Source organism: Ignatzschineria sp. LJL83 (genome assembly GCF_054871845.1).
Window position 1 is genome coordinate 1 of sequence record NZ_JBTXLY010000004.1, and the last position, 14,557, is coordinate 14,557.

Annotated in this window: 15 protein-coding genes; 6 read left to right on the forward strand and 9 right to left on the reverse strand. The window is 37.4% G+C overall.

The window, feature by feature from the left end; all coding sequences use genetic code 11:
• A partial coding sequence (locus ACYSN2_RS03560; protein ID WP_461748883.1) for an IS30 family transposase occupies positions 1-793 on the forward strand: 793 nt, incomplete at its 5' end.
• A gap of 41 nt (positions 794-834) precedes the next feature.
• Here the strand turns inward: ACYSN2_RS03560 and ACYSN2_RS03565 are convergent.
• From ACYSN2_RS03565 to ACYSN2_RS03585, 5 genes are all read right to left on the reverse strand, one after another.
• Complete coding sequence (locus tag ACYSN2_RS03565) at positions 835-1,911, reverse strand: glycosyltransferase (protein WP_461748884.1); 1,077 nt, start codon at positions 1,909-1,911, stop codon at positions 835-837.
• A 90-nt stretch (positions 1,912-2,001) separates the two neighbouring features.
• Positions 2,002-2,904: a glycosyltransferase gene (locus ACYSN2_RS03570; RefSeq protein ID WP_461748885.1), complete on the reverse strand. Its 903-nt coding sequence runs from the start codon at positions 2,902-2,904 to the stop codon at positions 2,002-2,004.
• Between the two features lie 32 nt (positions 2,905-2,936).
• Entirely contained in the window at positions 2,937-3,515 is a 579-nt protein-coding gene (locus ACYSN2_RS03575) for a hypothetical protein (protein WP_461748886.1), read from the reverse strand.
• A 67-nt stretch (positions 3,516-3,582) separates the two neighbouring features.
• Complete coding sequence (locus ACYSN2_RS03580; RefSeq protein WP_461748887.1) at positions 3,583-4,536, reverse strand: glycosyltransferase family 2 protein; 954 nt, start codon at positions 4,534-4,536, stop codon at positions 3,583-3,585.
• 24 nt (positions 4,537-4,560) lie between these two features.
• The gene (locus ACYSN2_RS03585; protein ID WP_461748888.1) at positions 4,561-5,706 is read right to left on the reverse strand and encodes a glycosyltransferase; all 1,146 of its coding nucleotides are present in this window, start codon (positions 5,704-5,706) and stop codon (positions 4,561-4,563) included.
• Between the two features lie 251 nt (positions 5,707-5,957).
• Here ACYSN2_RS03585 and glyS point away from each other — a divergent pair, with 251 nt between their 5' ends.
• From glyS to rsmD, 4 genes are all read left to right on the forward strand, one after another.
• Positions 5,958-8,027, forward strand: a complete 2,070-nt coding sequence (gene glyS / locus ACYSN2_RS03590) for a glycine--tRNA ligase subunit beta (protein ID WP_461748889.1) — start codon at positions 5,958-5,960, stop codon at positions 8,025-8,027.
• A gap of 80 nt (positions 8,028-8,107) precedes the next feature.
• Positions 8,108-8,701, forward strand: a complete 594-nt coding sequence (locus ACYSN2_RS03595; RefSeq protein WP_461748890.1) for an HAD-IIIA family hydrolase — start codon at positions 8,108-8,110, stop codon at positions 8,699-8,701.
• A 14-nt stretch (positions 8,702-8,715) separates the two neighbouring features.
• A complete protein-coding gene (locus ACYSN2_RS03600) occupies positions 8,716-9,513 on the forward strand; it encodes a lysophospholipid acyltransferase family protein (protein WP_461748891.1) in 798 nt (265 codons plus the stop codon).
• Between the two features lie 123 nt (positions 9,514-9,636).
• Positions 9,637-10,278: a 16S rRNA (guanine(966)-N(2))-methyltransferase RsmD gene (gene rsmD / locus ACYSN2_RS03605; RefSeq protein ID WP_461748892.1), complete on the forward strand. Its 642-nt coding sequence runs from the start codon at positions 9,637-9,639 to the stop codon at positions 10,276-10,278.
• A 60-nt stretch (positions 10,279-10,338) separates the two neighbouring features.
• Here the strand turns inward: rsmD and ACYSN2_RS03610 are convergent, their stop codons facing one another.
• The 4 genes from ACYSN2_RS03610 to hemE all read right to left on the reverse strand — a co-directional run bounded on the left by ACYSN2_RS03610 (position 10,339) and on the right by hemE (position 13,346).
• Positions 10,339-11,127 carry a deaminated glutathione amidase gene (locus tag ACYSN2_RS03610; RefSeq protein WP_461749031.1) on the reverse strand — a complete coding sequence of 263 codons (789 nt, stop codon included), beginning with the start codon at positions 11,125-11,127 and terminating at the stop codon, positions 10,339-10,341.
• A gap of 235 nt (positions 11,128-11,362) precedes the next feature.
• Positions 11,363-11,791 (reverse strand): response regulator, encoded by a 429-nt coding sequence (locus tag ACYSN2_RS03615; protein ID WP_461748893.1) that lies wholly within the window; start codon positions 11,789-11,791, stop codon positions 11,363-11,365.
• Positions 11,792-11,813: 22 nt separating this feature from the next.
• Positions 11,814-12,269 (reverse strand): NUDIX domain-containing protein, encoded by a 456-nt coding sequence (locus tag ACYSN2_RS03620; protein WP_461748894.1) that lies wholly within the window; start codon positions 12,267-12,269, stop codon positions 11,814-11,816.
• 9 nt (positions 12,270-12,278) lie between these two features.
• On the reverse strand, positions 12,279-13,346 hold the full coding sequence (hemE, locus tag ACYSN2_RS03625; RefSeq protein ID WP_461748895.1) for a uroporphyrinogen decarboxylase: 1,068 nt from the start codon (positions 13,344-13,346) through the stop codon (positions 12,279-12,281).
• Positions 13,347-13,688: 342 nt separating this feature from the next.
• On the opposite strand from hemE, the gene rpsB reads away from it, so the two are divergent.
• The gene (gene rpsB / locus ACYSN2_RS03630; protein WP_461748896.1) at positions 13,689-14,471 is read left to right on the forward strand and encodes a 30S ribosomal protein S2; all 783 of its coding nucleotides are present in this window, start codon (positions 13,689-13,691) and stop codon (positions 14,469-14,471) included.
• Positions 14,472-14,557 lie beyond the last annotated feature (86 nt).

Genomic DNA, 14,557 nt, shown 5'->3' on the forward strand with positions numbered 1-14,557 from the left:
TAATAATTTAGCAATTGACAGAAAAGCTAGCAATCAAGGGCGATTACGGAACTTTTTCTGGGAATATGTAGAGTATTTATTACAAAAGTACTATTCCCCTGAGCAAATTCATGGGCGTTTAAAATTGCGAGGATGGCAAGATGTGGGGTCGATAGAGTCCATTTATCTCTATGTTTACAAAGACAAAAAGAATGGTGGGAAGTTATATTCTTTTCTCAGAAACCAAAAAACATATCGAAAGCGTTCCGTACAAGGAAATGATCGTCGTGGCAAAATCCCTAATCGAAAAGACATTTCTGAAAGGCCGAAAGTTGTCGATAAGCGCTTAAGAATCGGTGATTGGGAAGGAGACACCATTGTCGGGAAAAATCATCAAGGTGTTTTGTTGACCTATGTTGATCGAGTCTCGAGACTTACAAAAATGTGTGCGCTTCCGAATAGAAAGTCGAAAATTATCGCAGAAACAAGTATTAATCTTCTGAAAGAGCACCTTGTGCTGACTCTAACTTATGATAATGGAAAGGAGTTTTCTTCTCACGAAGAAATTTCGAAAACACTTGATGCAACAAGCTATTTTGCAAGACCTTATCATTCCTGGGAACGAGGAACCAATGAAAATACGAATGGATTAATCCGTCAATTTTTCCCAAAAAATCAACGTTTAGATAACCTTGATACGCAAGCAGTTCAATATGTGGAAGATCTACTAAATAATAGACCTAGAAAGGTGTTAGGATATTTAACACCTTATGAGTATTTGGTCAAAAACGTACTTGTCGCACTTCGTATTTGAATCTGCCAAATATAATAATGCGCTTTTAATGCAGGATCATATTAATACTTTAGCACCTCACATAATCCCTCATGAAATCGTCTTGTAACACTAGCTACAGAAAATTTATCCACAGAAATTTTTATGCCGTCTTCTCTAGGTAAGATAAGTTTTTTAGAAAGAATCCGATCTAGAATATCAATCAATTCAGTATCATCATCCATATTAACCAACCAGCCATTTATATCATTTTTAATAATACTAGCTGGCCCTATTGGGCAGTCCGTTGAAATACATGGTATACCTCTCATCATAGCCTCAACTAGGACAAGCCCAAATCCTTCCGTAGTTGAATTCAATAACAATAACCCAGCGGAATTAACCATTGTCCATGGATCATCCTTCCAACCATGGAAAATTATTTTATCTTCCAAACCAGAATCATGAATGAAACTATTAAACAATAGGTCATCTTCACGATTACCTGTTGAACCAATTATATCTAATGTCCAATTTTCGTTTTTTAAATTTTTTAGGCTATTAATTAACTCTACTACACGCTTATCTTTATCAATTCTTCCAATAAATATAAATTTATTATATTGTCTCGTAATAGATGATCTTGGGATTGCAACAGGATTATATACTGTAAATACCTTTTTTTGATTTAATCGAGTTCCTAACTGTTCAGCTATTCCATCACTAATCGCAAAATGCGCATCAAAAATTTGTAGTTTTTCTTGAAAGCTCGATTCTGTATCAATCATCTTATCTAAGCTACAATGTGGCCAAGAAATGAGTTTTAGATTAGGTTTTTTCTGCTTTAATTTTGAAAAAAAAGAATAATTCTTCAAAAACTCCTTTTCAATTTTAAGTACAAATAGAATATCTAAGTTATCCTCTTCAATTTCTTGAAAAAGCCGTTCAATACCCTTTCTATGCACTATTTTGTACAAAGCTCTAGGCCTTAAAACATGTTTTCTTCTAAGAATCCTTGGCATGTAGGAACTATAATAGTTAGAAAAACTCCGAAGAAAAATCTCATCTTCCGGTTCATAAATAAAATACCCTTTCGTCCAAATATCTTTTTTTTCTAATTCACTAACTAGCGTTGTAAGTACCTGCTCTGTTCCAGCCATTCTAGTATGTTGCTTTAATGTAATAAACCCGATCCGCATTTATTCATACTCCAAAGAATTTTTATTGTATTTACCAAAATCAGTAGTCTTTCAATTTATTTTTAAAAATTTTTTTAGCTTACTAGCAAATCGAGCATCTTTTTTTATTGGCTTAACACAACTCTGATCTTTAGCGAGTAAATGTCTTGAACCAACATAGTCTGTCATATCTTTCTTATCAATTGAGCCAAATCCAATATTCCGGTAATTTTCTAAAGAATACCCTTCGGATAAAGCCTCTTTATAGTATCTATCAAACAATGTTATTAGATCTTTTCTCCAATGTTCATTTACTTCTCCCTCATACCAATGCTTACTTCCTTCCTTTTTCAAACGAGGAATTGAATATTTATGACTAAACTGGGTATCGATATCCGTAAAATGAAGAATCTTTATTTCTTCAATAGCAAGATTTTCCCCATCTAAACTATTATAGTTGTCATTAAACGGCGTAATTAGTAAAGGGTTTTTTTGCAGTTTCTTCCCTAATCGCTTATGACTTTTTTCTTTTGATTTTATTTTATTCAATTTAGGCAACTTATTTTTAGCCTTCGCACAATCCCATAACATAACACATGTACGATGCGCTTGGTCTCCACCTTTAGAAACCATAATACTATTCTCATTAAAAGGATGATCCCATAAATTTTTTATATCCGACAGAACTATCATATCCGCATCCATATATATAGCCCTACCTTCATATCCACAATAAGCAGGGATAGACCACCTGAATCCTGAAAAAGGTGTTACCCATAAAGTAGTATTCCAACCTTTATTATTCTCTGGATCAGAGTACCAAAAACTACTTGAATCACTTGATAGTTGCATCCATATGATTTCAAGAGGCGAAGTGGTATGTTTTCTCATGCTATATTCAAGAACCATCATCTGCTCTAAATCACAATTATTAGGATCACACCCTACAAATACCCGTATAACTTCCTTTGACATAATACTATTCTCCTTGCCTACTCACGAAATTACTATTCTAACAAGTTTATTTTCTTACTGTTTACCAACTCATCAATATATTTTTTTTCAGCTTTCCAACTGTGTCCAGACCATCCAGAAAAAGTAAAGTTATGTAAGTAAATCTTTCGACTTGGGTATAAATTAACAAACATGTAAACTGCTAAAAAACCTGTGCTAGCCATATTGCCGAGAATATCTTCACAGATCTGTTGCATATCCCTAGGAAAATATACTTGTCTAAAAGAATTAAGCCTATTTTTCTTTTTAAACAAATGAAATCTAAAGCTATATTTTAATTTTCGAGATAAGGAAACTGGCTGATATCGTGAAAAAATCATATCAGAAACAGAATATCGCCATATAACAATAGTGTTTTCTTTCAAACAGAAAGCACTAATATAATTATTGCCTGATACCATGTCTGATGAATTAGCAATAAATAGAATATCTGCGATTAATGAGGATGTTATATTCGGTAAGTTAAATCTTACTACAACATCCTCTTCCTTGATAAAGTGTGAAATATCATGTTTTTCCTCACTATTTCCTACTATAAAAATCGAACCTGTTTTATGCTTGGGAAGATACATAGTCAGTAACTAATTCCTTAATTCTATAATTTGAAATATTTTTTAACTCAGTTAATTAAAAAACAAGTCATCCCCATTTATATTTAAAATAAGCATAACTCCATTTATGAGGTAATCTTAATATTAAATTTTGCTCAATGAATTTTAATTTATAAGTTGCTAATAAAGGTAGCCTTATTAAGGTTAATTCTCTTAAATACTTATCAATAGTTAATGGATCTTTAAAAGTAAACAAATACTTTAAAAGTGATCTCCTTAATCTCTCTATGATTAAAGCTGATTGTGAATCTTGAGGAGAATAAAGCCCATAAATAACAGATATAACATGATATAAATCATCTATATTTTTTTTAGTCAATGAAGAAGTTGTTATTGACTCAGCCCGCTCGTGATAACTATACACGATCTTATTTATGGTTATAAGAGTCTGAGCTTTTCTATAAACAAAATACGACCACAAATCATCTTCATAATAAATATTGGGCTCAAAAAACAACCTTTCTCTTAATATAAATGCTCTATTTATCAATCGTCCCCAAGCAGTGGTAGGTAGCTTTCCAGAGGAATATGTGGAAAAAATATCTGTATTTCGTAAGAAACAATGCCCATCTAATACCCTTTCCTTCGTCACGATATTGTCAACTATACGTTGAGATCCACCTACAACTAAATCTGGCATCTCAATATCTTTCAGCCCACTAATTAAATCAGAGATTGATTGTTTATGTGCAATCTGATCATCACTATCTAAAAAGAATACATAATCTCCTCTCGCCGCTCTCAACCCACTATTCCTAGCCTCGGAAAGTCCCCTATTTTTCTCATGCTCAATATATGTAACTTCACTTCTAAACGCTGAATTTTTAATATATTCTTTGGCTATAAAGAAACTCTGATCAGGCGTGCAATCGTTAACCAATACTAATTCAATATCCTGATAATCTTGACTAATAACAGATAACAAACATCTTTCTATCTCTTCCTGAACTTTATAAATAGGGACAATTATAGATACTTTCATATTGAAATAATTCCTTTTAACCAACTAATTTTTAGTTTTTAGCACTGATTGAATCGCCTGCATAAAACACTCAATATAATTAACGGTAATATATTGACTGACACTATCAACAATACCTAAAGCTTCTGGTAATGGAATATTTCCCATCAAAATACCTTCCAATACCTCTACGCCTGCAGCTTCATCATCAATAGCGTATATCCAACCATTAGTGCCTGGCTTAATTAATTCAACTGCACCTTGAGTGGCAGTTGCCAAAACAGGAATACCCCGTTGCATAGCTTCCACTATTACTAAACCAAAAGCTTCTCTTTTTGAGTTGAGTAATAAAACACCTGCTGATTGAATTTCAGCCCAAGCATTCTCTTTCCAACCATGGAAAACAACTTTATCCCCTAACCCCATATTCATTATTTTTTGTATAAACTTCTGGTCTTTTTCTTTCCTTCCAGTTGATCCATATATATCCAAAGTCCAGTTTCCAACTAGTTTTTTTAGTTGGAGTAATAAAGAGTCAACTCGTTTATTCGAATCAATTCTACCCATATAGATAAATTTTCTTGGGTTTCTAACAATAGGCTCTGCACAATTTACAGGATTATAAACAACATCTATATCTTGAGCTCCATAGTCTCTTTCTAATTCTTTAGAAATTCCCGAACTAATTGCTAAATGTCCATCAAACAAATGAATACGGTCTTTTACAGCTTGAGCTATTTGAGATGAATTACTTGATAACGAACTATGAACCCAAGATAAGATCGGAATATTTACCTGTTCCTTAAAAGTTTTCAAGAATTCATAATTGCCCAAAAACTGCTTTGATAAGTCTAGTGTAATCAGTAAATCTAATTCATCTGATTGCATAAGAGTAAAAAGTTTCATCCCATTTCTTTTAACGTAACTTTTTTGAAAAATTCTAAAAATTTTTGTTGGAAGTATTTTTTCTAATAAAGATAGTGATCTTGGTAATGGCAAACAGGTTAACGATATAAATTCTTTTGTGAAATCATCATATTGAGGGCTATATAATGCATAAAATTTGAGCTCTACATTTTGTTTAGGTATTTCCCTAGCAACAATTTCCAAAACCTTCTCAAGTCCACCGGGCCCGTCATGTCTATTGCGCAGTAAAATACCAATTCGTAAAGGACGCTGTTCTGTACTCATAATTTCATACCTATTATTGAAAATTATTTAATAGAGATCATTATAAACACAAACCCCCTGAACGGGAATTTTCCGTTAGCTATCATGACTAATTTCAAAAGTTTTTAATTTAAAGTTTCAAAAAAATCAAAACCTAAAAGGTGTATCAGAGATAATTTAAACTCAATTAGTCGAATCCCACCAAATACGCTAAAATAACCGCTTATAAAACTAAATAGGTCTTTTCTAAACTTTTTTTAGATGGAATCACAATGATTAAAGAAACGCTACTGATTGAAATTGGAACGGAAGAGCTTCCACCACGTGCATTGAATAACTTATCTGAGGCTTTTAAAAAAGGCATTGAATCTGAACTTAAAGCGAAAAAACTTGAGTTTTCAGGGATTCAAGCTTTTGCAACGCCGCGCCGTTTAGCACTTTTAATTTCTGATCTTCAATCAGAACAAGCGGATTATAGTAGCGAACGCCGAGGCCCAGCAATAGCCGCTGCCATGAAAGATGGCGCACCAACGCCGGCACTTCTTGGATTTGCGCGCTCTTGCAGCGTGACTGTTGAAGATTTAACGCTCCTCGAAACAGAGAAAGGCGCTTGGTACACGTTTAAAGAAGAAGTGAAAGGCGAATCTTTAGAATCGCTTCTTCCGGCAATGATTGAAAAAGCCCTCAAAGGCTTACCGATTCCAAAAAGAATGCGCTGGGCAAGTCATGATTTTGAATTCGTGCGCCCTGTTCGTTGGATTGCGATTGTTTACGGCGATAAAGTACTCAACACCGAAATTTTCGGCATTAAAGCCGGCAATAAGAGTCGTGGTCATCGTTTCCATACATCTGCGCCGATTCAAATCACGCACGCAAAAGATTACGAAGCGATTATGACAGAACAAGGTCATATCGTACCGGACTTTGCAAAACGTAAAGCGATGATTGAAGCGCAGATTAAAACCGTTACTGAAAATGTTGGTACGCCGATCGTCAACGAAGGTTTGCTCGATGAAGTGACGGCGCTCGTAGAATATCCAAATGCGATGATTGGTGGCTTTGAGTCACACTTCTTAAATGTGCCACAAGAAGCATTGATTATTGCGATGGAAGATCATCAACGTTATTTCCCAATTGTAGATGCTAATGGCAAGCTCATCGATAAGTTCTGCTTTATCAGCAATATTATCAGCGAAGAACCAGCGGCAGTAATTGAAGGAAATGAGCGTGTGATTCGTCCTCGTTTTGCCGATGCGGAATTCTTCTGGAATGAAGATCGTGAAAAACCATTAGAAGATTACTTAGCGAATCTTGAAAATGTAGTATTCCAAACAAAATTAGGTTCACAAGCAGATAAAATCAATCGTGCGAAAACGTTAGCAGAAGCGATTGCGAAAGATATCAATGCCGATGAAGCATTAATATCTCGTGCAGCACGTTTAAATAAAGCTGATTTAATCTCTGACATGGTGCAAGAGTTCCCAGAACTTCAAGGCACAATGGCTCGTTACTATGCAAATGCGCAAGGGGAAAACCCGATTGTGGCGGATAGCTTAGAACAAGTATATTGGCCACGTTTTGCCGGCGATCAATTGCCAACCACGAAAGAAGCGCAGGCTCTAGGATTGGCGGAGCGTTTAGATACGATTGTGGGTATTTTCTCTATTGGCGAAATCCCGACAGGTTCACGCGACCCTTATGGTTTACGTCGTAATGCGCTTGCGGTGCTTCGTATCTTAATTGAAGAAAAGCTTAACTTAGATCTTCTCAAACTCATTGAAATCAGTGCAAGCACAATGCCGGCATCGGTTGACGCTGAGAAATCTATCGCTACGATTTTCACTTATATCTTCGATCGTTTACGCGCATATTCTGCGGATCTTGGCGTTTCTAATGATGTTTTCGCATCGATTTCTGAATTGAAGCTTACCAATCCGCTCGATATCTATCATCGTCTGCTTGCAGTTGCGGCATTTAAAGCGCTTCCGGCGGCAAGCTCCTTAGTAGAAACGAATAAGCGTATTCACAATATCTTAAGCAACAATAAAGATGAAGTAGCAGCAGAAAGCGTTCAAGAATCACTCTTAGAAAATGATTCGGAGAAAGCATTGTTTGCAGCAACTCGTGAGCTCAGTGGTCAGATTGAAAGCTTAGTTGCAGCAAAAGATTATGCGGCAATTTTAACGGCGCTGAGCAATCTTGCAGATCCGCTTGCGAAGTTCTTTGAAGATACTATGGTCATGGCGGATGATCTGGAAGTTCGCCGTAATCGTATTGCGCTCTTAACGGAAATTCGTAACGACTTTGAAACCGTTGCCGATATTTCTAAGCTTCAACTTTAATTCTTTAGCGGTAATCTTTTAGTAACAACCGCATTTTCAAATGCTGAAAAATGCCAGAAAATGCAAGGTAACGTAAAAATATGTGTGATCATTTATCCTTAAAATGGCCAGATTTAGTGATTTTAGATCGTGATGGTGTGATTAATCATGATTCGAAAGCGTATATTAAATCTGCCGATGAATGGATGCCCATTGAAGGAAGCTTAGAAGCCATTTCTAAGCTTTCAAATGCCGGCGTTAAAATCGGGATTGCCACCAATCAACGGGGTATTTCGTTAGGATTATATGATCACGCAGCACTTACCGAAATGCATGAAAAAATGTATTCGCTTTTGACAGATCTTGCTGGGGAAATCCATGCTTTAGAATTTTGTACGGCAGATGATAAAACGCATCCTGATCGTAAACCTAATCCCGGCATGCTTCTCAAGATTAAAGATCAGCTCAATATGCCGGCAGATTCGGTCATTTACTTTGTCGGCGATAAACAGTCAGATATTAAAGCTGCCATCAATGCCGGCGTTTTACCGATTTTAGTACGCACCGGCAATGGCGAGAAAACAGAGCGTGATTTATCAGATGGCAAAAAAGCACAACCGCTTGCCACATTTGATTCACTTTCTGATTTTATTCATGCCCTTTCTGCTTCCACCAACGCTATCGATTCAATCTAAAAGGATTTATACGAATGATTACTTGGCTTCGCTCACTCATTACCCTTTTAGGTTTTATCATTTTCTATCTCATCATTACGCCCACGATGCTCATTACGACGATCGTACTATGGGGTTCTTGGTATAGAGCCGTTACTAAAGCTTGGTCAAAACTTCTCATCGGCTGGATGCGAATTGGCGCCGGCATTCATTACCGCGTGATTGGTCGTGAAAATTTAGAAGCATTGAAAGAGCAACCTCATTTCATTATTTCGAATCATCAATCGGCATTAGAAACCCTCATTTACACCATCATTTTGCCACCGCATTCTTTTGTCCTGAAAAAAGAATTACTCTATATTCCATTTTTCGGCTGGGGATTGGCGAAATCAAAACCGATTGCCATTAATCGAAAAGATGGGAAAAATGCGCTGAAACAGATTTCAAAACAAGCCAAAGAGCGCTTTGCCATTGGTCGTTCTGTGATTATCTTTCCGGAAGGAACGCGCGCACCTTTTGATAGCGTGATTCCTTTTAAAAAAGGCGCATTTATTGTGACTAAACAATTAGGCGCACCGGTGTTACCTATTGCAATTAACTCAGGTCTTGCCGCTCCTAAAGGACGATTTATTAAAGAGCCCGGCGTTGTGACGATTGTCATTGGAAAGCCGATTATTTCCCAAGACCTTTCTACCGGCGAACTTGCGAAAGTCACAGAAGGCTGGATTCGTAGCCACATCGTTCAAACCTTAGATGTGCCATTAATTCCCACAGAAGCGGAAGTTACAGCCTTAACAGCGCCGATTGCGATTGAATCAAAGCCGGCAGAATAAGTAAGCGTTAAACTCTAGTTCATCTATTTCAGAGTTTTCTAACAGCTTTATTTCCAATATTCATTCCCAACCTTTATGGCAAACTTTCATTTCTCATCTTTAAAACGATCTTAAGCCTTTTATATGAAACCATCACGACCGAATTCCTCAAAACAACGCCAGAATCATCAAATTCAAATTATTGGTGGTGAATATCGTTCTCGTAAAATTGCGGTGATGGATGCAGATGGACTTCGCCCAACGTCTTCGAGAGTTCGAGAAACGCTCTTTAATTGGCTCCAAAACATTATTCCCGGCAGTATTGCCATTGATGCATTTGCCGGTACAGGTGCGCTGGGCATTGAGGCGATTTCTCGTGGCGCAAGAAAAGTGATCTTTATCGAGAAAGATCCTGCTGTTTTCAGAAAACTTCAAGAAAATATCCAACTGCTCAAAATTCCTCGTGAAAAATATGAACTTCTGAATATGGATAGCATTCGTTTTTTTGAAGAGAATCACTCACAATTAATAGCGTTCATTCAAAAAATTCAAGCAAACGAATGCCGAGCGCATCTCTTTTTAGATCCGCCCTTTTTTGCAGATCTCTATCCACAGTTATTAAGCGCTTTGCAGAATCATGAACTGTTAGAGAACTTAACATCGCTCTCCATTGAATCTCCCTTGAAACTCGCAATAATGGATACAGCAACTGCGTTAGCGCCGTTACAGGCATTTCGTGAGATGAAAACAAAAGAGAGTCTGTTGCAGTTTTACCGGCATTCATAATTATATTTATAATTACATCCAATAATGCCGGCAATATTCTCTATCGTTTATTTCTATCGCTTATTTTAATTCCGGCGGTAAGAATCTCGTATTTTGAAGTACCGGCAATTGCGCTCGAGCTATTTCCAATCGTTCACGATCCAATTCCCCAAAGAGTAATCCCGGCATTTCTGATAATTGCCCGATTACGATTCCAAGGGGATCTACGATTAAGCTATTACCGATATTAATGATGCCACATTCGCTCACAGCAAGCATATAGCAGGTATTTTCTAACGCTCTGGCAGTTGCTAAGACTTTCCAATGATGCTCTTTTTGCGGACCTTTTACCCAAGCAGAAGGAAGCAGAAATGCATCTGCGCCTTGAAGCGCCAAACTTCTTGCAAGTTCTGGAAAACGCAAATCGTAGCACGTCATTAAACCAAACTTAAAACCATCAATCTCTAAGAGTTGCGCGATCTTATCGCCCTCTTGCACCGTTAATGATTCCTGCACAGAAAACGCATCATAGAGATGAAGCTTATCGTAGCGCGCGATGATCTCCCCATTTCTTACGGCAATCAGCGCATTAATCACTTTGCCATCATTTCCGGGAATATTGATGGTAAATACCGTTGTAATCGAGAGAGATTTACTGGCTTCTAAAATCCTCTGCATAAATGGGCCATCAAGCGATTGTGATGATTTTAAAATAGAGAGCGGATCGGTAATATCTCGTGCCAAAACCGCTTCTGGCAATAACAGGAGTTTGGCACCATAAGAATCCGCTTCCTTCATGTAATGCAGACAACTCTCTACATTCTCTTCCCAATTTTCAACAACTTTAAATTGCCCAAGTGCGACTTTCAATTTGTTTCCCATATCTTCTTCTCTCCCTTGAATGGTTTTAATCATCTGTGATTATTTTATGGTTTTCTAAGATGCGCAATGATTACTAATAGATCTCAGATATAACATACCCGATTTCTCTCTTCCCTTCTTATTTCAGATATAAAAAAAGTATTGGTCCAAACCGCTACCAATACTTTCACTTTCTATCTTGGATATTTTTGATCTTGCGGAGAAGCTCTTTACGGATTGATATTTATATCTTTTGATCCACTAATGACATCGTATTTTCATCATTAACTTTCGCAATTTGATAATCATCCCATAGCTTATAAATTCTCTCGAGCAGTAGTTCAGAATCTCCTTTTTTGCTCATAACTCCGAGCAATTCCGGAGCTCTTGCTAAAGAGTAAAGCACTAAACGATCATTGCTTGTCATGATAATGCCGGGAATCACTTTTGGTAGACATTGATTTTGCAATTGTGCCAATGTTTCTGCACCTGTGAGTTTCGGTAAAACTAAATCGACAATGATCAAATTAGGTTCAAAACCCTCATTCAACAATGCCGTAGCTTCATCAATATTCTCGGCAATACAGTAATTCTCAGTGGTCAAAACTTCCGGCAGTTTCTGCTGCAACGTTTCATCCGCACAGACAAATAACAGCTGATCTAATGGTTTCATGAAATTCCTTTGATGATCATCATTAGCGAGCGGAATGACCGACACGGCGATCGTAAGCTAAATAAGTATCAGACCATAAGATCACTTCTTGCACTCTTGGCGTTACTCGCTTCAAGGCTTCCACTCTTGTCACCCAAGCCCATTCGCTATGTTCAGGTCGACCGAGTTCAGGATTGATCGGCAACCGAATTCCTCGCCGCCGAGTTTCTGCAATATAGTAACGAGCCACTTTTTTTCCACGAAAATAGGGATCGGTCTCGAAATAATCGAGTCCCCATGGAAATGTGAGATCCCGGATTGTCGTTTCTTCTTCCACTTCACGCAAGGTTGTATCTAGCGGAGTTTCTCCCTTTTCAATCTGCCCTTTGGGAAAATCCCAAAAATTATAGGCTTTTAATAGTAAGTAGCGAAACTCCCCACGATCCCAACGAACAATCACCGCTCCACAAGATAAAATCTCTGGAGGATTACTATTCATAGCTAATCCTTAGTGATACTGCGGACTAAACTCACGAACAGCTTCAACCATCGCTTTCACGTTTTCTGGATCAATGCCCGGATGAATACCGTGACCAAGGTTGAAAATATGTCCTTCATCGCTCGCAACTTTACCAAAGCCGGCAAGTACTTTCTGTACGTTTTCACGCACAACTTCTGGTGTTGAGTAGAGAACGCCTGGATCCATATTTCCTTGCAATACGACTTGTTTTCCAACAAGCGCTTTTGCTTCAGCAATATCGGTCATCCAATCTAAGCCCATGCCATTTGCACCAATAGCAGCTTGCTCTTTCAACCACATGCCACCATTTTTAGTGAAGACAATGCTTGGGATTTTCTCGCCATCATATTCAGTAATAAGACCTGCAATAATTTTCTCCATGTAACGAAGAGAGAATTCTTGATAATGCTCTTTTGAAAGAATACCGCCCCAAGTATCAAAAATTTGAACGGCAGCTGCACCATTTTTAATTTGCGCATTCAAATAATCAATCACGACATCAGATAATTTATCTAATAATTGATGCATCGCTTTCGGATGCTCATACATAAAGCCACGTACTTTACCGAAGTCTTTACTACCGCCACCTTCGATCATATACGTTGCAAGAGTCCATGGGCTGCCGGTAAAACCAATGAGTGGCACTTCATTTTTAAGCGCCTTACGAATAGTAGATACGGCATTCATCACGTAACCAAGCTCATCTTCAACATCTACAACAGGAAGCTTTGCGATTTGTGATGGATCTGTAATCGGCGTTTCAAAGATAGGGCCTTTGCCGGGTACAAAACTTAAACCTAAACCCATTGCATCTGGAATTGTGAGGATGTCTGAGAATAAAATCGCAGCATCAAATCCAAAACGATCAATCGGCTGCAATGTCACTTCACAAGCAAGCTCAGCATTACGGCAAAGCGCCATAAAATCACCTGCTTGCGCACGAACTCGACGGTATTCTGGTAGATAACGACCTGCTTGGCGCATCATCCACACTGGAGTTCTGTCTACTTTTTCTTTTAAAAGGGCACGAATAAAACGATCATTTTTATAAGTCATTGTTCTGTCCTAAATCTAAAATTTATATCGTCGAAATTATATCATAATCCCCTTATTTACTCTGTCTTTATTATTTTAATTCACTAGCTTAAAACATCTTTTAAGACTATAATACAGGGCTTGCTATTTTGCTTGATTTATAATCAATCTCTCTTTAAAAAGTGATTTTTTGAATTCAAAATTAGGTAGCATTTGAACTGTAAATAGAATTTTCTATTTGCGTATTAAACTAAAATTACTCACAGATGATCACTCCTAAGCGGGGGTGCTTTATGATTTATCATTAAAGTTACGCTTAAGGAAAATCTGGAGGCTCAACCCTAAATACATAAAGGAAAAATTATGTCACAAGTATCTATGCGCGAAATGCTCGAAGCGGGCGTACATTTTGGTCACCAAACACGTTTCTGGGATCCAAAAATGAAACCTTTCATCTTTGGTTCACGTTCTAAGATTCATATCATTAACTTAGAAGAAACACTTCCAATGTTTAATGACGCGATGAACTTTATCTCTAAAGTTGCATCACAAAATGGCCGTGTTCTTTTCGTTGGTACAAAGCGTGCAGCATCTGACATCGTTACTGAACAAGCACAACGTGCAGGTATGCCTTACGTTAACCATCGCTGGTTAGGTGGTATGCTTACTAACTTTAAAACTGTTCGCAACTCAATTCGTCGTCTTCGTGAAATCGAAGAAATGCAAGCTGATGGTTCTATCGAGCGCTTGACGAAAAAAGAAGGTATTTTATTAGAGCGTGAAGCAATCAAACTCGAAAAAAGCCTTGGCGGTATTAAAGATATGCCAAATATCCCAGACGCAATCTTCATTATTGATGTTGGCTACGAAAGCAACGCAGTAGCAGAAGCTAAAAAAATGGGTATTCCAGTAATTGGTGTTGTTGATACAAACAGCTCACCAGAAAACATTGATTATGTTATCCCTGGTAATGATGATGCTATTCGTGCAATTCAACTTTATGCTACAGCAGCAGCTGACGCAGTTATCGAAGGCCGTGGTTCAAATGCACAGCTTATTTCTCAAGATCTTCAACAAAAAGATCAATTCGTAGAAGTAGCTGAAGAAGTTATTGCTGAAGTAGAAGCTGAAATCGCTGCAGAATAAGAAATAAGGTGGGCACTTATACGATTATCGCGATAAGTGCCCTTCTTTATCATTAATTTCCGATTAACTTTTCATTTATTAAGGTA

What these genes read in the sequence shown, in the direction of transcription:
- ACYSN2_RS03565 (WP_461748884.1), bottom strand. Translation starts at nt 1,911, where the DNA reads ATGGCTGGAACAGAGCAGGTACTTACAACGCTAGTTAGTGAATTAGAA.
- ACYSN2_RS03585 (WP_461748888.1), bottom strand. Translation starts at nt 5,706, where the DNA reads ATGAGTACAGAACAGCGTCCTTTACGAATTGGTATTTTACTGCGCAAT.
- rpsB (WP_461748896.1), top strand. Translation starts at nt 13,689, where the DNA reads ATGTCACAAGTATCTATGCGCGAAATGCTCGAAGCGGGCGTACATTTT.
- ACYSN2_RS03575 (WP_461748886.1), bottom strand. Translation starts at nt 3,515, where the DNA reads ATGTATCTTCCCAAGCATAAAACAGGTTCGATTTTTATAGTAGGAAAT.
- ACYSN2_RS03600 (WP_461748891.1), top strand. Translation starts at nt 8,716, where the DNA reads ATGATTACTTGGCTTCGCTCACTCATTACCCTTTTAGGTTTTATCATT.
- ACYSN2_RS03620 (WP_461748894.1), bottom strand. Translation starts at nt 12,269, where the DNA reads ATGAATAGTAATCCTCCAGAGATTTTATCTTGTGGAGCGGTGATTGTT.
- ACYSN2_RS03595 (WP_461748890.1), top strand. Translation starts at nt 8,108, where the DNA reads ATGTGTGATCATTTATCCTTAAAATGGCCAGATTTAGTGATTTTAGAT.
- ACYSN2_RS03570 (WP_461748885.1), bottom strand. Translation starts at nt 2,904, where the DNA reads ATGTCAAAGGAAGTTATACGGGTATTTGTAGGGTGTGATCCTAATAAT.
- rsmD (WP_461748892.1), top strand. Translation starts at nt 9,637, where the DNA reads ATGAAACCATCACGACCGAATTCCTCAAAACAACGCCAGAATCATCAA.
- ACYSN2_RS03615 (WP_461748893.1), bottom strand. Translation starts at nt 11,791, where the DNA reads ATGAAACCATTAGATCAGCTGTTATTTGTCTGTGCGGATGAAACGTTG.
- hemE (WP_461748895.1), bottom strand. Translation starts at nt 13,346, where the DNA reads ATGACTTATAAAAATGATCGTTTTATTCGTGCCCTTTTAAAAGAAAAA.
- ACYSN2_RS03580 (WP_461748887.1), bottom strand. Translation starts at nt 4,536, where the DNA reads ATGAAAGTATCTATAATTGTCCCTATTTATAAAGTTCAGGAAGAGATA.
- glyS (WP_461748889.1), top strand. Translation starts at nt 5,958, where the DNA reads ATGATTAAAGAAACGCTACTGATTGAAATTGGAACGGAAGAGCTTCCA.